Raw genomic sequence first — 15288 nt, forward strand, 5'->3', positions numbered from 1 at the left:
AGGTTAGGACCTTTCCAAAAACGCCTAGCCCTTGATGAACAAGACCATACCGCCGCCAATAAAAAAACGGACTCCTGAGAGTCCGTTTTCAATACTACGAGAGAAACAAGCAGCGCTTATTCAGCAGCGGCTTCTTCCTGAACTTCTGGACGATCCACCAGCTCCATGAATGCCATAGGAGCATTGTCACCCTGACGGAAACCCATTTTCAGGATGCGGGTGTAGCCGCCGTTACGCTCTTGGTAACGTGGGCCGAAAACTTCAAACAGCTTGGTCACTGCATCGCGGTCGCGCAGACGGGCGAAAGCCAGACGACGGTTTGCCAAGGTTGGGTTTTTAGCCAAAGTGATCAGGGGCTCAACCACGCGACGCAGCTCTTTAGCTTTAGGCAGTGTGGTTTTGATGGCTTCGTGAGTCAGCAGGGACACGGACATGTTGCGGAACATGGCCAAACGGTGGCTGCTGGTACGATTCAGTTTACGTAGACCGTGACGGTGACGCATGATGATTTTCCTAAATAATGAATCTAATTGGCACGCCGCTTATGCGGCATGCGTAAATCTGGTTCTTCTATCAGCTAGGCTGCGGACCAGATGGACAGCGCAAAACAATAGCACATTTTCAGCCGCCACTCACACTTTTTGCAGGTGTACAACACCAGAAAAAGTGTAAGTGGCGTCCAAGAAACGTCTGTCTTGCTGACTACTTATGGACGCTCAAGACCCAGTGGTGGCCAGTTTTCGAGCTTCATGCCCAAAGTCAGACCACGTGCAGCCAACACTTCCTTGATTTCGTTCAAGGACTTGCGGCCCAGGTTTGGAGTCTTCAACAGTTCGTTTTCGGTACGCTGGATCAGATCGCCGATGTAGTAGATATTTTCGGCTTTCAGGCAGTTTGCGGAACGAACGGTCAATTCCAGATCGTCGACAGGACGCAACAACACAGGATCGATCTGTGGTGCGCCACGTACTGGAGCTTCGTAGGCATCGCCCACACCTTCCAGAGCAGCAAACACGGAGATTTGATCCATCAGGATGCGAGCGGACTGGCGAACAGCTTCCTCGGGCGAGATCACGCCGTTGGTTTCGATGTCCAGAACCAGCTTGTCCAGGTCAGTACGCTGTTCCACACGGGCGTTTTCGACCGCGTAGCTAACACGACGCACAGGGCTGTAGGACGCGTCCAGCACGATACGACCGATCGTGTGGGTGCGGTCATCAGCCAGAGCACGAACGTTACCAGGCACGTAGCCACGGCCTTGCTCAACCTTGATCTGCATTTCCAGCTTGCCGTCATCGGTCAAGGTGGCAATCACATGATTGGGGTTGATGATTTCAACGTCGTGCGGCAATTCGATGTCGCTAGCCAACACCTGGCCGGCGCCTTCTTTGCGCAGGATCAGGGTAACTTCTTCACGGCTATGCAGCTTGAATACCACGCCCTTGAGGTTCATCAAGATATCAACCACGTCCTCACCCACACCTGGCAGTGTGGAGTATTCGTGCACCACACCGGTGATCTGCACTTCAGTCGGTGCATAGCCGGTCATGGAGGACAGCAAAATACGACGCAGTGCGTTGCCCAGAGTGTGGCCGTAGCCGCGCTCGAAAGGCTCCATGATCACCTTGGCGTGATTTTTGCTGATTGGTTCGACTTCAATGGAACGGGGTTTCAAAAAACCTTGAGACATTCGATTTCCTTTTCAATACCCTCGGCTCGTTACACCGATAAGGCTGACGGAAACTGGCCTAAGCCAGCAGAAAGTATCGCAAAGCCCACTTGCCGAAAAACGGGAAGTGGGCTTGCTTTACTGCATTGTGTAAGCGGTCTTCGCGTAAAAGATTAACGCGAGTACAACTCAACAACCAGCGATTCGTTAACGTCTTGAGCGACGTCAGCGCGATCGGGAACTTGCTTGAAGACGCCGGACAGCTTGGCAGCGTCAACTTCCACCCACTGAGGCAAGCCAATGCCAGTTGCCAGATCCAGGGATTCCTTGATACGGCCTTGGGATTTAGCTTTTTCGCGGACGGCAACAACGTCACCAGCCTTGATCAGCATGGAAGCGATGTCAGCGGTATGACCGTTGACTTCGATAGCACGGTGGTTAACCAGCTGGCGAGCTTCAGCACGTGTAGAGCCGAAACCCATGCGGTAAACCACGTTGTCCAGACGCGATTCCAACAATTGAATCAGCGTTTCACCGGTGTTGCCACGGCGGCGGTCAGCTTCAACGTAGTATTTGCGGAACTGCTTTTCCAGCACGCCGTACATACGCTTGAGCTTTTGCTTTTCGCGCAGCTGCAGACCGAAGTCAGACGTACGAGCACCGGAGGTGCGGCCGTGCTGACCAGGACGCGATTCCAGTTTGCACTTGGAATCCAGCGAGCGACGGGCGCTCTTCAAAAACAGATCGGTACCCTCGCGACGCGAGAGCTTGCATTTTGGTCCAATATAACGAGCCACTTCGCTTCCCCTTAGATGCGACGACGCTTGGGCGGACGGCAGCCGTTATGCGGAACCGGTGTGATGTCTGCAATGCTGGTGATCTTGATACCCAGAGCATTCAGAGCACGCACAGACGATTCACGGCCTGGACCGGGGCCCTTGATGCGAACTTCAAGATTTTTAATACCGTATTCCATGGCAGTACGGCCGGCTGTTTCAGCGGCAACCTGCGCGGCAAACGGCGTGGATTTACGAGAGCCTTTAAAGCCCGCGCCACCCGACGTAGCCCAGGACAATGCGTTGCCCTGACGGTCAGTAATGGTGATGATCGTGTTGTTAAAAGAAGCGTGGACGTGAGCAATCCCGTCCGACACGCTTTTTTTGACTTTCTTGCGTGCGCGTGAAGCGCTGCTAGAAGCTTTGGCCATCTTCTATTCCTCGATTATTTCTTCAGGGACGCGGCGGCACGACGCGGACCTTTACGGGTGCGAGCGTTAGTGCGTGTACGTTGGCCGCGCACTGGCAGACCGCGACGATGACGCATGCCACGGTAAGTTCCCAAGTCAGCCAAACGCTTGATCGAGAGCTGAACTTCACGACGCAGGTCACCTTCTACAGTGAACAAGCCGATCTGTTCGCGAATGCGCTCGAGTTCCGCGTCGGTCAGATCTTTGACCTTCTTGGAGTATTCAATACCCGATGCTTCGCAAATCTTGCGAGCGCGGGTGCGACCGATGCCGAAAATCGCGGTAAGACCGATTTCGGCGTGTTGATGCGGCGGGATGTTAATGCCGGCAATACGGGCCATGGTTATTCCTTGTTAAATCGGTTGCGTTTCGGCAACTTAGCCTTGACGCTGCTTATGACGTGGATCGGTGCAGATGACACGCACCACGCCATGACGTTTAATGATTTTGCAGTTGCGGCAGATCCGCTTTACTGATGCCATTACCTTCATGGTTTGACTCCTAGTTTCCTGTAACCGGCCGCTTATTTGGAGCGGAACACAATTCGTGCTCGGGATAGATCATAGGGCGTGAGCTCCACAGTGACCTTATCGCCCGGCAGAATCCGGATATAGTGCATACGCATTTTGCCTGAAATGTATCCGAGCACTACGTGACCATTTTCCAGCTTGACGCGAAAAGTTGCGTTGGGAAGGTTCTCAAGAACCTGTCCCTGCATTTGAATGACGTCGTCCTTTGCCATTTTCGTGAATTACCGCATCGGCAAGCTCGAGCCTTTGAAGTTAGCCTTCTTGAGCAGCGAGTCATATTGTTGTGACATGACATAGGCCTGGGCCTGCGCCATGAAGTCCATGGTTACTACAACAATAATCAGCAAGGAAGTGCCGCCAAAATAAAACGGTACATTCCAGCGCATTTGCAAGAACTCTGGGACCAGACACACCAAGGTAATGTAGATCGCACCGGCCAATGTCAAACGCATCAAGATCTTGTCGATATAACGCGCTGTCTGATCACCGGGACGAATACCTGGTACGAAAGCTCCACTCTTTTTCAGGTTGTCTGCAGTTTCGCGGCTGTTAAACACCAGGGCCGTGTAGAAAAAGCAGAACAAAATGATCAGCGCGGAGAACAAAGTAATGTAAAGCGGCTGACGCGGCGACAAAGCAGCCTCGATTTCACGCAACCAACCCAGACCGGGTGTGCTGGAGAACCAATTAGCAATTGTCGCTGGCAACAGAATAATGGACGAAGCGAAGATCGGAGGGATCACGCCAGCCATGTTCAGTTTCAGCGGCAAATGCGAGCTTTGACCACCATAGATACGGTTACCTACTTGCCGTTTGGCGTAGTTGACCGTAATACGACGCTGACCACGCTCGACAAAGACGACGAAGTACGTGACGGCGGCTACTAAAACGAGGATAAACAGTGCCGATAGAATCGACATGGAATCCGTACGCACCAGATCAAGCATGCCGCCCAAAGCATTGGGCAAACCCGCTACGATACCGGCGAAGATCAGGATGGAAATACCATTACCCAATCCACGTTCAGTGATTTGTTCACCCAGCCACATGACGAACATGGTGCCAGTGACCAGTGTTACCACTGTCGTGAAGCGAAACAGCATCCCTGGGTCGATAACCAGACCGGGCTGCGATTCTAGAGCGATGGAAATCCCAACTCCCTGGAACAAAGCCAAAAAGACCGTTCCGTAACGGGTGTATTGCGTGATCTTGCGACGACCCGACTCACCCTCTTTCTTGATTGCTTCCAGCGTGGGCACCACAGCGGTCATCAATTGCATGATGATGGACGCAGAGATGTAGGGCATGATTCCCAGTGCGAACACTGAGAATCGCTCTAAAGCACCACCGGAGAACATGTTAAACAAACCCAGAATACCACTCTGGTTTTGAGTAAACAGTTCGGACAAGGCATCAGGATTGATGCCTGGTACCGGAATGTGCGTACCCAAGCGGTAGACAATCAGGGCGAGCAACAGGAAAACGAGACGACGTTTCAAATCGCCGTAGCGCGGACCCGACTTACTCTGTGCCTGAGCTTTTGCCACCGTGACCCCTTTTTATTCCAGCGAGCCGCCGGCTGCTTCGATCACGGCGCGAGCGCCGGCCGTTGCATTAATGCCTTTCAGCGCAACTTTACGGGAAAGTTCACCGGACTTGATGACTTTAGCGTAACGCACCATTTGGCCAACCACGCCAGCCTGCTTCAGTGCCTGGACGTCGATAACTTCGGCATCCATTTTTTGCAGTTCGGACAGACGTACTTCTGCGTACAGGTGGTCGTCCAGGGTGGTGAAACCACGCTTGGGCAAACGACGTTGCAAAGGCATTTGACCGCCTTCGAAACCGACTTTATGAAAACCACCCGAGCGGGATTTTTGGCCTTTATGACCACGTCCGCCGGTTTTGCCCAAGCCGGAACCGACACCGCGACCAACACGACGTGCTGCGTGTTTGGCGCCAGCGGCGGGCTTGAGATTGTTCAATTGCAATTCAGACATCCCGATTCCTTTCAGGCTTCCGAGACCGTAACCAGATAATCCACCTTGCGGATCATCCCACGAACCTCAGGAGTATCAACCAATACACGGCTGGTGTTGACTCGGCGCAGACCCAGGCCGCGAACGGTGTCGCGGTGGCTTTGCTTAGTACCGATGACCGAACGCACCAACGTAACTTTGATTTGTTTCTGTGCCATGACTTACCCCAGAATTTCTTCAACTGTCTTGCCGCGCTTGGCAGCAATGTCAGCCGGTGTCGAGCAAGCACGCAAGCCGTTCAAAGTAGCGCGAACCATGTTGTATGGGTTGCTGGAACCCAGGCTCTTGGCTACGACGTTGCGCACGCCCATCACTTCGAAGATAGCGCGCATTGGGCCACCGGCGATAACGCCAGTACCTTCAGCGGCGGGCGAGATCAGAACGGTAGCTGCACCGTGCTTACCCACTACGGTGTGATGCAAAGTGCCGTTTTTCAGAGGCACTTTGATCAGACCGCGACGGGCCTGTTCCATTGCCTTTTGAACAGCAACGGGTACTTCGCGGGCTTTGCCCTTACCCATGCCGATACGACCATCGCCATCACCGACTACGGCCAGCGAAGCAAAGCTCATGGTGCGACCACCTTTAACGACTTTGCTGACGCGGTTGACCGCAATCATCTTTTCTTTCAGGCCGTCATCGCGCTCTTGCTCTGGAGCCTGTCTGCCTTGTGCTTTAGCCATTTGATAATTCCTTTAGAATTTCAAGCCGGCTTCACGCGCGGCCTCGGCCAGCGCTTTCACGCGGCCATGGTAACGGAAGCCCGAGCGGTCAAAAGCAACCGTCTCGATGCCCGCAGCCTTCGCCTTTTCGGCGACGCGCTTGCCAACCAGGCTGGCTGCCGCTACGTTGCTGCCAACGGCCAATTCTTTGCGAACTTCGGTCTCGACAGTGGAAGCACTGACCAGAACGCGGTCGCCTTCGGGCGAGATGATGCTCGCGTAAATATGCGTATTCGTGCGATGCACCGACAGGCGGTGTACGCGCAGTTCGGCGATCTTGCGGCGAGTAGCCACTGCACGACGCATACGGGATTGTTTCTTGTCCATGATTCGTCCTTGCCTGCGGGCTTATTTCTTCTTGGTTTCCTTGAGGATGACGCGTTCGCCGACATAACGTACACCCTTGCCTTTGTAAGGCTCTGGTGGACGATAGCCACGAATTTCAGCGGCAACCTGACCAACCACCTGCTTGTTCGAACCCTTGATCACGACTTCCGTCGGAGTTGGGCATTCGGCTTTGACGCCTTCAGGCAGGTCGTGCACGATGTCGTGCGAGAAACCCAGTTGCAACTTCAAGGCATTACCCTGGACGGAGGCACGGAAACCCACGCCAACCAGACTCAGCTTGCGTTCGAAACCGGCGCTCACGCCAACAACCATGTTGTTGACCAGTTGGCGCACGGTGCCGGACATTGCGTTTGCGTGACGAGTTTCGTTCGCAGCAGCAAAAGACAGCTGACCGTCTTGAAGTTCAATGGTGACGTCGCCAGTCAGAGTTTGAACCAAAGTGCCCAGAGGGCCTTTGACCGTGATCTGATCAGCGGCAATAGTCGTTTCTACGCCCTTGGGCAGGGAAACGGGATACTTAGCGATACGTGACATATGATGTTCTCCTTATGCCACGTAGCACAGCACTTCGCCACCGACGCCAGCTGCACGCGCCTTGCGATCGGTCATCACGCCGCGAGACGTGGACACGATGGCAACACCCAAGCCGTTCATGACTTGAGGGATGCTTGTGCTGCCTTTGTAGATGCGCAGTCCAGGACGCGAAACGCGGTCGATGCGCTCGATGACTGGCTGGCCGGCATAGTATTTCAGGGTGACTTCCAGCTCTGGCTTGGCTTTTTCGCCAACGATGCGGAAATCTTCGATGTAGCCTTCGTCTTTCAGCACAGCAGCAATAGCTGCTTTCAGCTTCGAGGAGGGCATGCTAACCGATGTCTTGTTGACCATTTGCGCGTTACGCACGCGGGTCAACATATCGGCGATTGGATCGCTCATGCTCATGTGTATTTCTCCTACCAGCTGGCCTTGGTCATACCGGGGATCTCGCCGCGCATTGCCATTTCGCGCACTTTATGGCGAGTCAAACCGAATTTCTTGAAAACACCACGAGGGCGACCGGTGATAACGCAGCGGTTGCGTTGACGGGTCGGGTTCGCGTTGCGTGGCAATTGTTGCAACTGCAAACGAGCCTCGTAGCGCTCTTCGTCAGACTTGGACTGGTCGTCAATAGTCGCTTTCAGTGCTGCACGCTTGGCGGCGAATTTCTCAGCCAGCTTGGCGCGCTTGATGTCGCGATTGATGAGGGAAAGTTTAGCCACGTTGCGCCCCTTAGTTGCGGAACGGGAAGCTGAACGCGCTAAGCAGCGCCTTGGCCTCTTCGTCCGTCTTGGCAGAAGTAGTGATGCTGATGTTCAGACCACGCACTGCGTCGATTTTGTCGTACTCGATTTCAGGGAAAATGATTTGCTCTTTAACCCCCATGTTGTAGTTGCCACGGCCGTCAAACGCACGACCCGACACACCACGGAAGTCACGAACGCGTGGCAGAGCCACAGCGACCAGACGATCCAGGAATTCGTACATGCGTTGACCGCGCAGGGTCACCATACAACCGATCGGGTAATCTTCGCGAATCTTGAAACCGGCAATAGCTTTGCGGGTTTTCGTGATAACGGGCTTTTGACCAGCAATTTTGGTCATGTCCGATACCGCATTCTCGATAATCTTCTTGTCAGCAACCGCTTCCGAGACACCCATGTTCAGAGTGATCTTGGTGATGCGGGGTACTTCCATGATGCTCTTGTACTCGAACTGCTTTTGCAGGTCGGCAACCACTTTTTCGCGGTAGAACTCTTGTAAACGTGCCATGTTATCCGCCCCTTAAGCCTTGGCGCCAACGGCCTTGCCGCTGGAACGATAAACACGCGTTTTCTCGCCGTCGATCACCTGGATACCAACACGGTCGCCCTTGCCGGTTTCTGGGTTGAACAGCGCAACGTTCGAGATGTGGATAGGCATGGTCTTATCGACAATACCACCCTGCGTGCCAGCCATAGGATTGGCTTTAACGTGTTTTTTGACTACGTTGATGCCTTCCACGATAACGTGGTCTGCATCGACGCGTTGCAGCACTGTGCCACGGCGTTTTTTATCACGGCCAGTCAGCACAATAACTTCGTCGCCTTTACGAATTTTTTGCATTTTTTTCGCGCTCCTTACAGCACTTCGGGAGCCAAGGACACGATCTTCATGAACTTCTCGGTACGCAGTTCACGCGTAACGGGTCCGAAGATACGGGTGCCGATGGGTTCCAGCTTGGCATTGAGCAATACGGCGGCATTGCCACCGAAACGAATCAGCGAACCGTCTTTACGGCGCACGCCCTTAGCGGTACGAACCACTACAGCGTTGTAGATTTCGCCTTTTTTGACGCGTCCGCGCGGGGCCGCTTCTTTAACGGTAACTTTGATGATGTCACCAATTGCGGCATAACGGCGCTTCGAGCCGCCCAGCACCTTGATGCACATTACGGAACGCGCACCTGTGTTGTCGGCCACGTCCAGCGTGGTCTGCATTTGAATCATGATTTTTCCTGTTCCAACTTAATTGCAACGATCCAGCCAAAATGACTGGGTCACACAACCAGTTTTGGTCCCGTCAGATTCGGATCCAGCCAGTTCGATACCGTAAACCCGATCTCGATCTGGTCCGGCAAGCCGAACCCTAGGTTGAAATCTTGCGAGAGACAAAACGTTGTATTACCAACTTCAATCCGGATAGGCGTCTAAGCCTCTCCGGTCAAAATAAAGAGGTAAGCCACATATACTAGCAAATAAGCCCCAGAAAAACAAGGATTTATTTGCTAAGGCCTTGGCGCGACGGCGTTTTCACGCAACAACGCATCCAACTGGGCGCTATTGCTGGTTCGCGTTACCCGCCGCAAACCAATCCCCAACTCCCGCAGGCTTTGCAGGAACGCGGTCAGCAAGTGCCGTCCTCCCACTTCAGTCTGCAAAGTTTGGGCACGCTCATCGTCCAGGACAATATATTTGAGCGCCATCACATGCAGCCACAGAATCGATTCGGGCTGTTCCAGAACACGACGTAGACCAAATTGCACACCCAAGGGACGCAATGTATCCACAAAAGCGACCGTTTCGACATCGTATTCGCTCAGACAGTAAGCATCCAGTTCAATAATCAAACGTTGAGCCTTGTCACCAGCTTTGGCCAGAACCTCGGCCACCTGATCCGCAAAGCCGGGCTTGATCACCGAGGCCCAGGAGACGCGAACACTCAAACTGCCCTCATTGCTGGCCAGCCAGTCACTCGCAAGTTCCATCGTGCGCAAGTCACACAGCCCTGACAGACCCAGACGCACCGCCACCGGAATGAATAAATAGGCCGGTAAACTGGCCTGACCTTGCTGCTCAGGCAACAAATTCAAGGTTGCATCGTAAATCTGACCAGCCTGACCCCACACCTCGACGCCCGGTTTCACATTCAATTCAATGCGGCCTTGCTCCAGACCGCGCTCAATACGCGAATGCCATTCCTGCTCGCCAATGGACGATCCCGCCTCGGAATGGACGCCTTCGGAGGGACGGTACTCCACCTCCTGGTGCCCTGCCCCTTCAGCACGCATCAACGCATTGTCCAAACGCGTCATCACGGCGCTAAGCGTGTCCTGTCCTTCGTAGTTCGTCATCGCCATCGACCAGCGGCACAGACTGCCATCGGGCAGGGGCTGGCGCAGTTCCTGCAAAGCGTTACGCAACTCTTGCGCAAAACCCATCACCTGAGGACCCGTCTGGCCCTGGAGCAGCACAATAAAGTCAGAGCCATTCAGGCGGGCCAGATTGCCTGAGTCCATGCCATTTTTCTGCAATAGTTCAGTACAGCGCTGGGTGAGCAACTTCAACCAGGCATCCACCGCATCGCGCGACAAAGACGTATTCAATGGCAGTAAGTCCCGCTGACGGAACAGGAGCACATGGCCACCTTCTTCTTGCTGAAGAACCTGACGGAACAGGTTCACGAAATATTTGCGGTTAGCCAGGCCCGTTACCGGATCACAGTTCAACTCCAACTGCAGTTGCTCGATTCGGGCGTTTTGCTCCTGGCTACTGACACGGATGCGTCTTCGCACGGTGCTTAAGGTATGTGTCACGGCTTCCAGCTCGGGAATCGTGCGTACTTTTTTGCGGCTGGGTACAGATTCACTTTGATCCATCTGCTGCAACTCGAACTGCACATGTTCGCGCAAGGCACGACGCAACCAGGCCATGACCATCAAGACAAACACACCCCAGGCAATTCCAGCGCCCAATACCAGCAAGGTCACGCGTACAAAGCTTTTCCACAAACTGGCACGGGCGTATTCGTCAGCGGGTTTTACCTCAATAGTGCCGATCTGGTTCCAGCCGTTGCTGACATGAGCCGAGGCCACAGGCACCTCAATCGGCAAGGAGTTGGCAAACCACGCAGGCGAAGATCCAGTGAGCTCCTTTTCTTGTTGAGTGCTACGCTCCACCAAGATCGTACCGGAGGTGTCAGCAAAACGAATACGCTCAAATTGCCCGGTATCGTACAGAGCAGCAATCAGCAGCTCTTGGGTCACCGGATCCTGGTTGCTGGGTTGGGACAAGGTCAAGGCCAGCGAAGTCGCGGCCGACTCACCCTGAGCCTGCAACTGACTGCTCAAGTATTGCCTTGCCGAGTCAACGCTGAACCACAGCGTGCCAATCAAGATAGCAAGAATCGCGCACGAGACACTTAGCAGGAGCTGTTTAAGTAAAGACATAACGCTTCCGTATATTCCATAAATTCTGGTCTAGCCCACCCAGCAAGGGTGTCCTGAGAGCTGTTTCCGATCAGGGCTCAAGCCCTGGGGCCGGTACATCATCAAGGAACAAACCCTTCCTTACGCATTTTTTCCAGCAAACCACGCCAGCGGCTGATACTGTCTACCGAACCTTTCTGGGCGTTACCCACATACACCCCTTGGGAATTGAAGCTGAACACGGGGGTCAAATCAGGACGCTGGCTGGCGGGACGAATCGAGCCACTTAAATTATCCAGCAATAAAGGCTCGGACTGCGGTGTGGGGTAGTAGCCCAGCACCATGTGCGCAATACTTTGGCCACCTACTTGTGCCCGTACATAAATCAATCTTAATTTTTCATTGGGCACACCCAGGTGTAACAAGGAAAAATATTTGCCAATCACAAAATCCTCGCAATCGGCCGCCATTTTGCCCAGCGTTTCAATCGGTGTTGCCCAATAATCCAACTGCCCCCAGATGTGAATATCCTCACCAGCCATCGCATTCGCGTTCCAGAAATCGTTGACGACATCCAGTTGGCGGCGCTCGCTTTGCCCGCGGGCGGAGTCCAGGTTAACGATCCAGCGATCTACAGCATTTCCAGCACGGGCGCCAAAGCGGGAGACGGCAGTCTGGCGAATCTTGCTTGCCTCGAATTGCAAGGCTGGCACCGACAAAGGCAGCCACACCAAAACAAGCAGCGCAATCAACGCTAGCAGCGCAACCCTAGATCGAAGAAAAAGGCGTAGCCAGGCAAAAGACAAGAGCACGTCAATCCCAAATAAGCAAACCCTTATAACGGCCTTATAGCGTGCCTATTTAGTAGGCGCTTGGCAATCGGCAAAGTGCCTGAATCCTCTATATAGAGAGCAGGCTGTTAAACAGTCTCGAATCACCATCCCTGCAAAAAGAAACAGCTGGTCTGCAAAACCGCAGAGCCACCGCCTACCAGCCCAGCTTGGCCAGCCGTCCTACCGCATGCACCCTCTTTCCAACGACACATCACGATCATAATCACAAATACCAAGCACCCACTATTGGCGCTGACGACAAGCTGCAAACATAAAAAAACCCCACAAACTCAAAAAGGTTTGTGGGGTTCGGACACTACCCACAGGTAGTGCCTATTCGGTGAACAGCTTAGAAATCAGAAGACTTCAAAGTACCGTCTTTCAGCGAGTTGGCGATCTGAGCGGCCTTCTCTGCGTCAAAGTCGATGTTGTCCAGAATGATCTTCTGATCGATCTGGCCATTCCCTTGAGAGCTGATACCGATTTCCATCTTGCCACTGTCGGACTCTTTTACGGACAAGTACTTGCTCAGGTTGGCATCGCTACCGTCATAACCACTTAACAGATCGCTAATGTCCAAGGTGTCTTCACCAGCCGCACCAAAGTCCATCACACGATCTACAGCAGGCTTGGCAACACTACCCTGGTCGCCGGCATTCCACTGGAAGGTGTCATTGCCAGCACCACCGAACAGGATGTCGTCACCAGCACCACCGATCAATGTGTCGTTGCCGCCCTGACCATACAAGATGTCGTTACCGCTACCGCCATCCAGCGTGTCATTACCGCCACGAGTATCACCAGTCACATTGAAAGCTTCGTGATTTCCCTTGATGTAAGCGTACAAGTCTGTGTTGCTTGGAGCAGACCCATTCTTAAGCTCAAGGAATACCTCCAGCGCCTTCAAGCCGGCCCCATCGGGCAAGTCAGCAGGACGGCCGCCTGGGATTTCATGCCATGGCAAGACATCACCATCGGTATTAATCGCATCACCAAAGATGATGTCGTTACCGTCACCACCCAATACAGTGTCATCACCCACATCCAGCAACTCGCTGCTGCTCGAACCACCCTGCAAGGCAGCAGCCAAGTCTTCAGCGGTATGCACGATGTCAGGTGTGCCGGCAGGGCCAGACACCCAGCGTCCCTGCCAGGACCACTTACCTTCTTGCACCCAGACATCCTTATCACCGATAGAAGATGTGTCATCGAAGAACTGCAGATAGTCTTGGGCCACACCGCTGCCAATACCGATACCATGCACCGCGCTCAAATCGCTTAAAGCCTCAAACGCGTCGATCGACTGCTCCATAATCGTAGCAGTTGTCGAACTGCCGCTTCCTTTAACCTGCTGACCATCCATGTAATACGTTGGATTGCCGTCGGTCAGGAAATAAGTCAGATTTTCAAACTGGGCACCAGTAGTCTGCTTAGCAGCTTGTTCATTAAACCATTTCACGGTTTCATTAAAGGCAGCCTCATAGTTCGTACCCTCATACGCGCTCAGATTGTTAAGAGCATTAATCAAAATATGCACATTATCTGTGGTGAGATTATCCAGCTTCACTACTGAGGTAGCTGTTTGGGCAAAATCAACCAACACCACATTTACGATGCCATCGTGGTCCTTCAAATCCTCGGCCAGATTCTTCAAGGCATTGATAGCCAACTGCATACGGGTCAGACCTGGAGTACCAGATTCATTTGCCATACTGCCGGACGTATCTACCACCAATGCAATGTTGTAGTTCTTACCGGGCTCAACATTCGTAACCGTGCCGCCTACGTCGGCCAGAATAATGTCATCACCCTGACTGCCCTGCAGCGTGCCACCACTGTTGTCACCATCATAGACTTCACCGTGGTGCAGCGTGAGGCTGACAGGAACCTGGACATCCTCAAAGTTTCCGTCCACCGCTACTACCTTGGCAGTCAGATCTTTAGTGCCATCGGTGGTCACCGTCACCGAACCTTTGCCATTTCTGTCCAGCGTTACCTCGTAGGTCTGACCGTCGATTTCTACCGTTGCCGTCGGGAAGGTAGTCTCAAAGTCATACTTGCTAGGATCAGGCGGGTTCGAGGTCTCGATATCAAACACAACCTCGGATTCCATGCCAGGAATACTGGTTGCATCCTCATTGATCACCTCTTTGTAGGAGATGGAATGCACCAGATAATCATCAGTCGGTCCAGGTGCCGTGAACTCTGCTTTCGTAAAGTTTAGTCCACTGCCGGGTTCAAACGTGTATGCCAAATCGACTTTGTCTGAGCCGCCTGCTACCCGTTCGGTCTTGGTCACATCACCATTTGCATCGTAATACGTAACCAAGGCTTGGGTGTTGGAGCCACCACCAGAAATGATGGCCCAGCCAACTGAATTACCCGCTGCATCAAAGAACTCAACCTTCGCTTTTTCAGAATTGGCTCTCCAGGCAAACTGAACATCAAAGGACTTAACCTCATTGTTGAATTCAACCGTGAGTGTCTCACCATAGCCAAGCTCTTTGTCGTCGCCATTCCCAGCCTGTCCAGACACACCAAAGCCATCATGGTCCGTACCTGTCACTGTAGAGACATTAGTAGTCTGACCATTTTTATCGGTGGCTGTCACGGTAAAGCTGCCAGTGTCACCAACATTGCCCACATCAATGGTCGAAGTCTTGGTAACCGTTGCCTTAATACTGACCGACGTTGGGTCAAAGTCATCCACAATGACGGTACTTGCAGAATCCTGAGTACCCACAGACAGATGATCGAACGCATCATTAGCATCCACAACGCCCGTAATCTCTACCTGCAGGCCCTCATTAGGCTCTTTGTAAACGTCATCTACCGTATTAACAGTAAATTCTGTTTCGGACGTCCCGCCCTGAATAGTCACACTATCAGGCAAGGTGCCGGTATCGCCCGCATTGGCAGCAGCGCCACTCCAATCAAGAGTCACATCGATACTTTGACCTGCTGGCACTGTGACCGCATTGCCCGCACCATCGACTAACTGCACGGTATAACGCAGCTCCCCACCCTCAGATACGCTAGCGCTATCTACAGAGATGATCGCAAAGACTTCACTCATATCCACAATCGTGGCATCACCGCTGTCGGTAATACCGCCAGGCAGATCCGTGCCACTGGCGGTTTGACCCGTCAGTGTGGCTTCCAGCGTGAAGTCCTCATT

At 53.2% G+C, this 15288-nt stretch carries 21 protein-coding genes; all 21 read right to left on the minus strand.

Annotated elements, in window-relative coordinates:
- Nucleotides 1-116: 116 nt before the first annotated feature.
- Nucleotides 117-503, minus strand: a complete 387-nt coding sequence (rplQ, locus tag LNA76_RS16105) for a 50S ribosomal protein L17 (RefSeq protein WP_003805334.1) — start codon at nt 501-503, stop codon at nt 117-119.
- Between the two features lie 203 nt (nt 504-706).
- Nucleotides 707-1690, minus strand: a complete 984-nt coding sequence (locus LNA76_RS16110; RefSeq protein ID WP_003805337.1) for a DNA-directed RNA polymerase subunit alpha — start codon at nt 1688-1690, stop codon at nt 707-709.
- Between the two features lie 152 nt (nt 1691-1842).
- Nucleotides 1843-2466, minus strand: a complete 624-nt coding sequence (gene rpsD / locus LNA76_RS16115) for a 30S ribosomal protein S4 (RefSeq protein ID WP_094198138.1) — start codon at nt 2464-2466, stop codon at nt 1843-1845.
- An 11-nt stretch (nt 2467-2477) separates the two neighbouring features.
- Nucleotides 2478-2876 (minus strand): 30S ribosomal protein S11, encoded by a 399-nt coding sequence (gene rpsK, locus LNA76_RS16120; RefSeq protein ID WP_003805343.1) that lies wholly within the window; start codon nt 2874-2876, stop codon nt 2478-2480.
- A 14-nt stretch (nt 2877-2890) separates the two neighbouring features.
- Nucleotides 2891-3256: a 30S ribosomal protein S13 gene (gene rpsM, locus LNA76_RS16125; RefSeq protein WP_003805346.1), complete on the minus strand. Its 366-nt coding sequence runs from the start codon at nt 3254-3256 to the stop codon at nt 2891-2893.
- Nucleotides 3257-3292: 36 nt separating this feature from the next.
- Nucleotides 3293-3406, minus strand: a complete 114-nt coding sequence (gene rpmJ / locus LNA76_RS16130; RefSeq protein WP_003805360.1) for a 50S ribosomal protein L36 — start codon at nt 3404-3406, stop codon at nt 3293-3295.
- 32 nt (nt 3407-3438) lie between these two features.
- Entirely contained in the window at nt 3439-3657 is a 219-nt protein-coding gene (infA, locus tag LNA76_RS16135; protein ID WP_003805361.1) for a translation initiation factor IF-1, read from the minus strand.
- 9 nt (nt 3658-3666) lie between these two features.
- A complete protein-coding gene (secY, locus tag LNA76_RS16140) occupies nt 3667-4992 on the minus strand; it encodes a preprotein translocase subunit SecY (protein WP_003805363.1) in 1326 nt (441 codons plus the stop codon).
- Between the two features lie 12 nt (nt 4993-5004).
- Nucleotides 5005-5445, minus strand: coding sequence for a 50S ribosomal protein L15 (gene rplO, locus LNA76_RS16145; protein WP_094198139.1), 441 nt, complete (start codon nt 5443-5445; stop codon nt 5005-5007).
- A gap of 11 nt (nt 5446-5456) precedes the next feature.
- Nucleotides 5457-5642 (minus strand): 50S ribosomal protein L30, encoded by a 186-nt coding sequence (gene rpmD, locus LNA76_RS16150; protein ID WP_003805366.1) that lies wholly within the window; start codon nt 5640-5642, stop codon nt 5457-5459.
- 3 nt (nt 5643-5645) lie between these two features.
- Nucleotides 5646-6167 (minus strand): 30S ribosomal protein S5, encoded by a 522-nt coding sequence (gene rpsE, locus LNA76_RS16155; RefSeq protein ID WP_003805367.1) that lies wholly within the window; start codon nt 6165-6167, stop codon nt 5646-5648.
- Nucleotides 6168-6179: 12 nt separating this feature from the next.
- Nucleotides 6180-6533 (minus strand): 50S ribosomal protein L18, encoded by a 354-nt coding sequence (rplR, locus tag LNA76_RS16160; RefSeq protein ID WP_009459977.1) that lies wholly within the window; start codon nt 6531-6533, stop codon nt 6180-6182.
- A gap of 21 nt (nt 6534-6554) precedes the next feature.
- A complete protein-coding gene (gene rplF, locus LNA76_RS16165; RefSeq protein WP_108728328.1) occupies nt 6555-7088 on the minus strand; it encodes a 50S ribosomal protein L6 in 534 nt (177 codons plus the stop codon).
- Between the two features lie 12 nt (nt 7089-7100).
- Complete coding sequence (rpsH, locus tag LNA76_RS16170; protein WP_094198141.1) at nt 7101-7496, minus strand: 30S ribosomal protein S8; 396 nt, start codon at nt 7494-7496, stop codon at nt 7101-7103.
- 11 nt (nt 7497-7507) lie between these two features.
- Nucleotides 7508-7813, minus strand: a complete 306-nt coding sequence (gene rpsN, locus LNA76_RS16175; RefSeq protein WP_042489405.1) for a 30S ribosomal protein S14 — start codon at nt 7811-7813, stop codon at nt 7508-7510.
- 10 nt (nt 7814-7823) lie between these two features.
- On the minus strand, nt 7824-8363 hold the full coding sequence (gene rplE / locus LNA76_RS16180) for a 50S ribosomal protein L5 (protein ID WP_009459981.1): 540 nt from the start codon (nt 8361-8363) through the stop codon (nt 7824-7826).
- Between the two features lie 12 nt (nt 8364-8375).
- A complete protein-coding gene (gene rplX, locus LNA76_RS16185; RefSeq protein ID WP_094198142.1) occupies nt 8376-8696 on the minus strand; it encodes a 50S ribosomal protein L24 in 321 nt (106 codons plus the stop codon).
- A gap of 14 nt (nt 8697-8710) precedes the next feature.
- The gene (rplN, locus tag LNA76_RS16190; RefSeq protein WP_003805375.1) at nt 8711-9079 is read right to left on the minus strand and encodes a 50S ribosomal protein L14; all 369 of its coding nucleotides are present in this window, start codon (nt 9077-9079) and stop codon (nt 8711-8713) included.
- Nucleotides 9080-9357: 278 nt separating this feature from the next.
- A complete protein-coding gene (locus LNA76_RS16195; protein WP_230019455.1) occupies nt 9358-11298 on the minus strand; it encodes a bifunctional diguanylate cyclase/phosphodiesterase in 1941 nt (646 codons plus the stop codon).
- Nucleotides 11299-11399: 101 nt separating this feature from the next.
- Nucleotides 11400-12038: a transglutaminase-like cysteine peptidase gene (locus tag LNA76_RS16200; protein WP_395013983.1), complete on the minus strand. Its 639-nt coding sequence runs from the start codon at nt 12036-12038 to the stop codon at nt 11400-11402.
- A 421-nt stretch (nt 12039-12459) separates the two neighbouring features.
- Nucleotides 12460-15288: VWA domain-containing protein (locus LNA76_RS16205; protein ID WP_230019456.1), on the minus strand; the 2829-nt coding region annotated here is incomplete at its 5' end.

Source organism: Alcaligenes sp. MMA, assembly GCF_020907215.1.
GTDB lineage: Bacteria > Pseudomonadota > Gammaproteobacteria > Burkholderiales > Burkholderiaceae_B > Alcaligenes > Alcaligenes aquatilis.

Excerpts from the sequence above, each read along its gene's own strand:
- rplQ (WP_003805334.1), bottom strand. The coding sequence starts at position 503 with ATGCGTCACCGTCACGGTCTACGTAAACTGAATCGTACCAGCAGCCAC.
- LNA76_RS16110 (WP_003805337.1), bottom strand. The coding sequence starts at position 1,690 with ATGTCTCAAGGTTTTTTGAAACCCCGTTCCATTGAAGTCGAACCAATC.
- rpsK (WP_003805343.1), bottom strand. The coding sequence starts at position 2,876 with ATGGCCAAAGCTTCTAGCAGCGCTTCACGCGCACGCAAGAAAGTCAAA.
- rpsM (WP_003805346.1), bottom strand. The coding sequence starts at position 3,256 with ATGGCCCGTATTGCCGGCATTAACATCCCGCCGCATCAACACGCCGAA.
- rpmJ (WP_003805360.1), bottom strand. The coding sequence starts at position 3,406 with ATGAAGGTAATGGCATCAGTAAAGCGGATCTGCCGCAACTGCAAAATC.
- infA (WP_003805361.1), bottom strand. The coding sequence starts at position 3,657 with ATGGCAAAGGACGACGTCATTCAAATGCAGGGACAGGTTCTTGAGAAC.
- rplO (WP_094198139.1), bottom strand. The coding sequence starts at position 5,445 with ATGTCTGAATTGCAATTGAACAATCTCAAGCCCGCCGCTGGCGCCAAA.
- rpmD (WP_003805366.1), bottom strand. The coding sequence starts at position 5,642 with ATGGCACAGAAACAAATCAAAGTTACGTTGGTGCGTTCGGTCATCGGT.
- rpsE (WP_003805367.1), bottom strand. The coding sequence starts at position 6,167 with ATGGCTAAAGCACAAGGCAGACAGGCTCCAGAGCAAGAGCGCGATGAC.
- rplR (WP_009459977.1), bottom strand. The coding sequence starts at position 6,533 with ATGGACAAGAAACAATCCCGTATGCGTCGTGCAGTGGCTACTCGCCGC.
- rplF (WP_108728328.1), bottom strand. The coding sequence starts at position 7,088 with ATGTCACGTATCGCTAAGTATCCCGTTTCCCTGCCCAAGGGCGTAGAA.
- rpsH (WP_094198141.1), bottom strand. The coding sequence starts at position 7,496 with ATGAGCATGAGCGATCCAATCGCCGATATGTTGACCCGCGTGCGTAAC.
- rplE (WP_009459981.1), bottom strand. The coding sequence starts at position 8,363 with ATGGCACGTTTACAAGAGTTCTACCGCGAAAAAGTGGTTGCCGACCTG.
- rplX (WP_094198142.1), bottom strand. The coding sequence starts at position 8,696 with ATGCAAAAAATTCGTAAAGGCGACGAAGTTATTGTGCTGACTGGCCGT.
- rplN (WP_003805375.1), bottom strand. The coding sequence starts at position 9,079 with ATGATTCAAATGCAGACCACGCTGGACGTGGCCGACAACACAGGTGCG.
- LNA76_RS16195 (WP_230019455.1), bottom strand. The coding sequence starts at position 11,298 with ATGTCTTTACTTAAACAGCTCCTGCTAAGTGTCTCGTGCGCGATTCTT.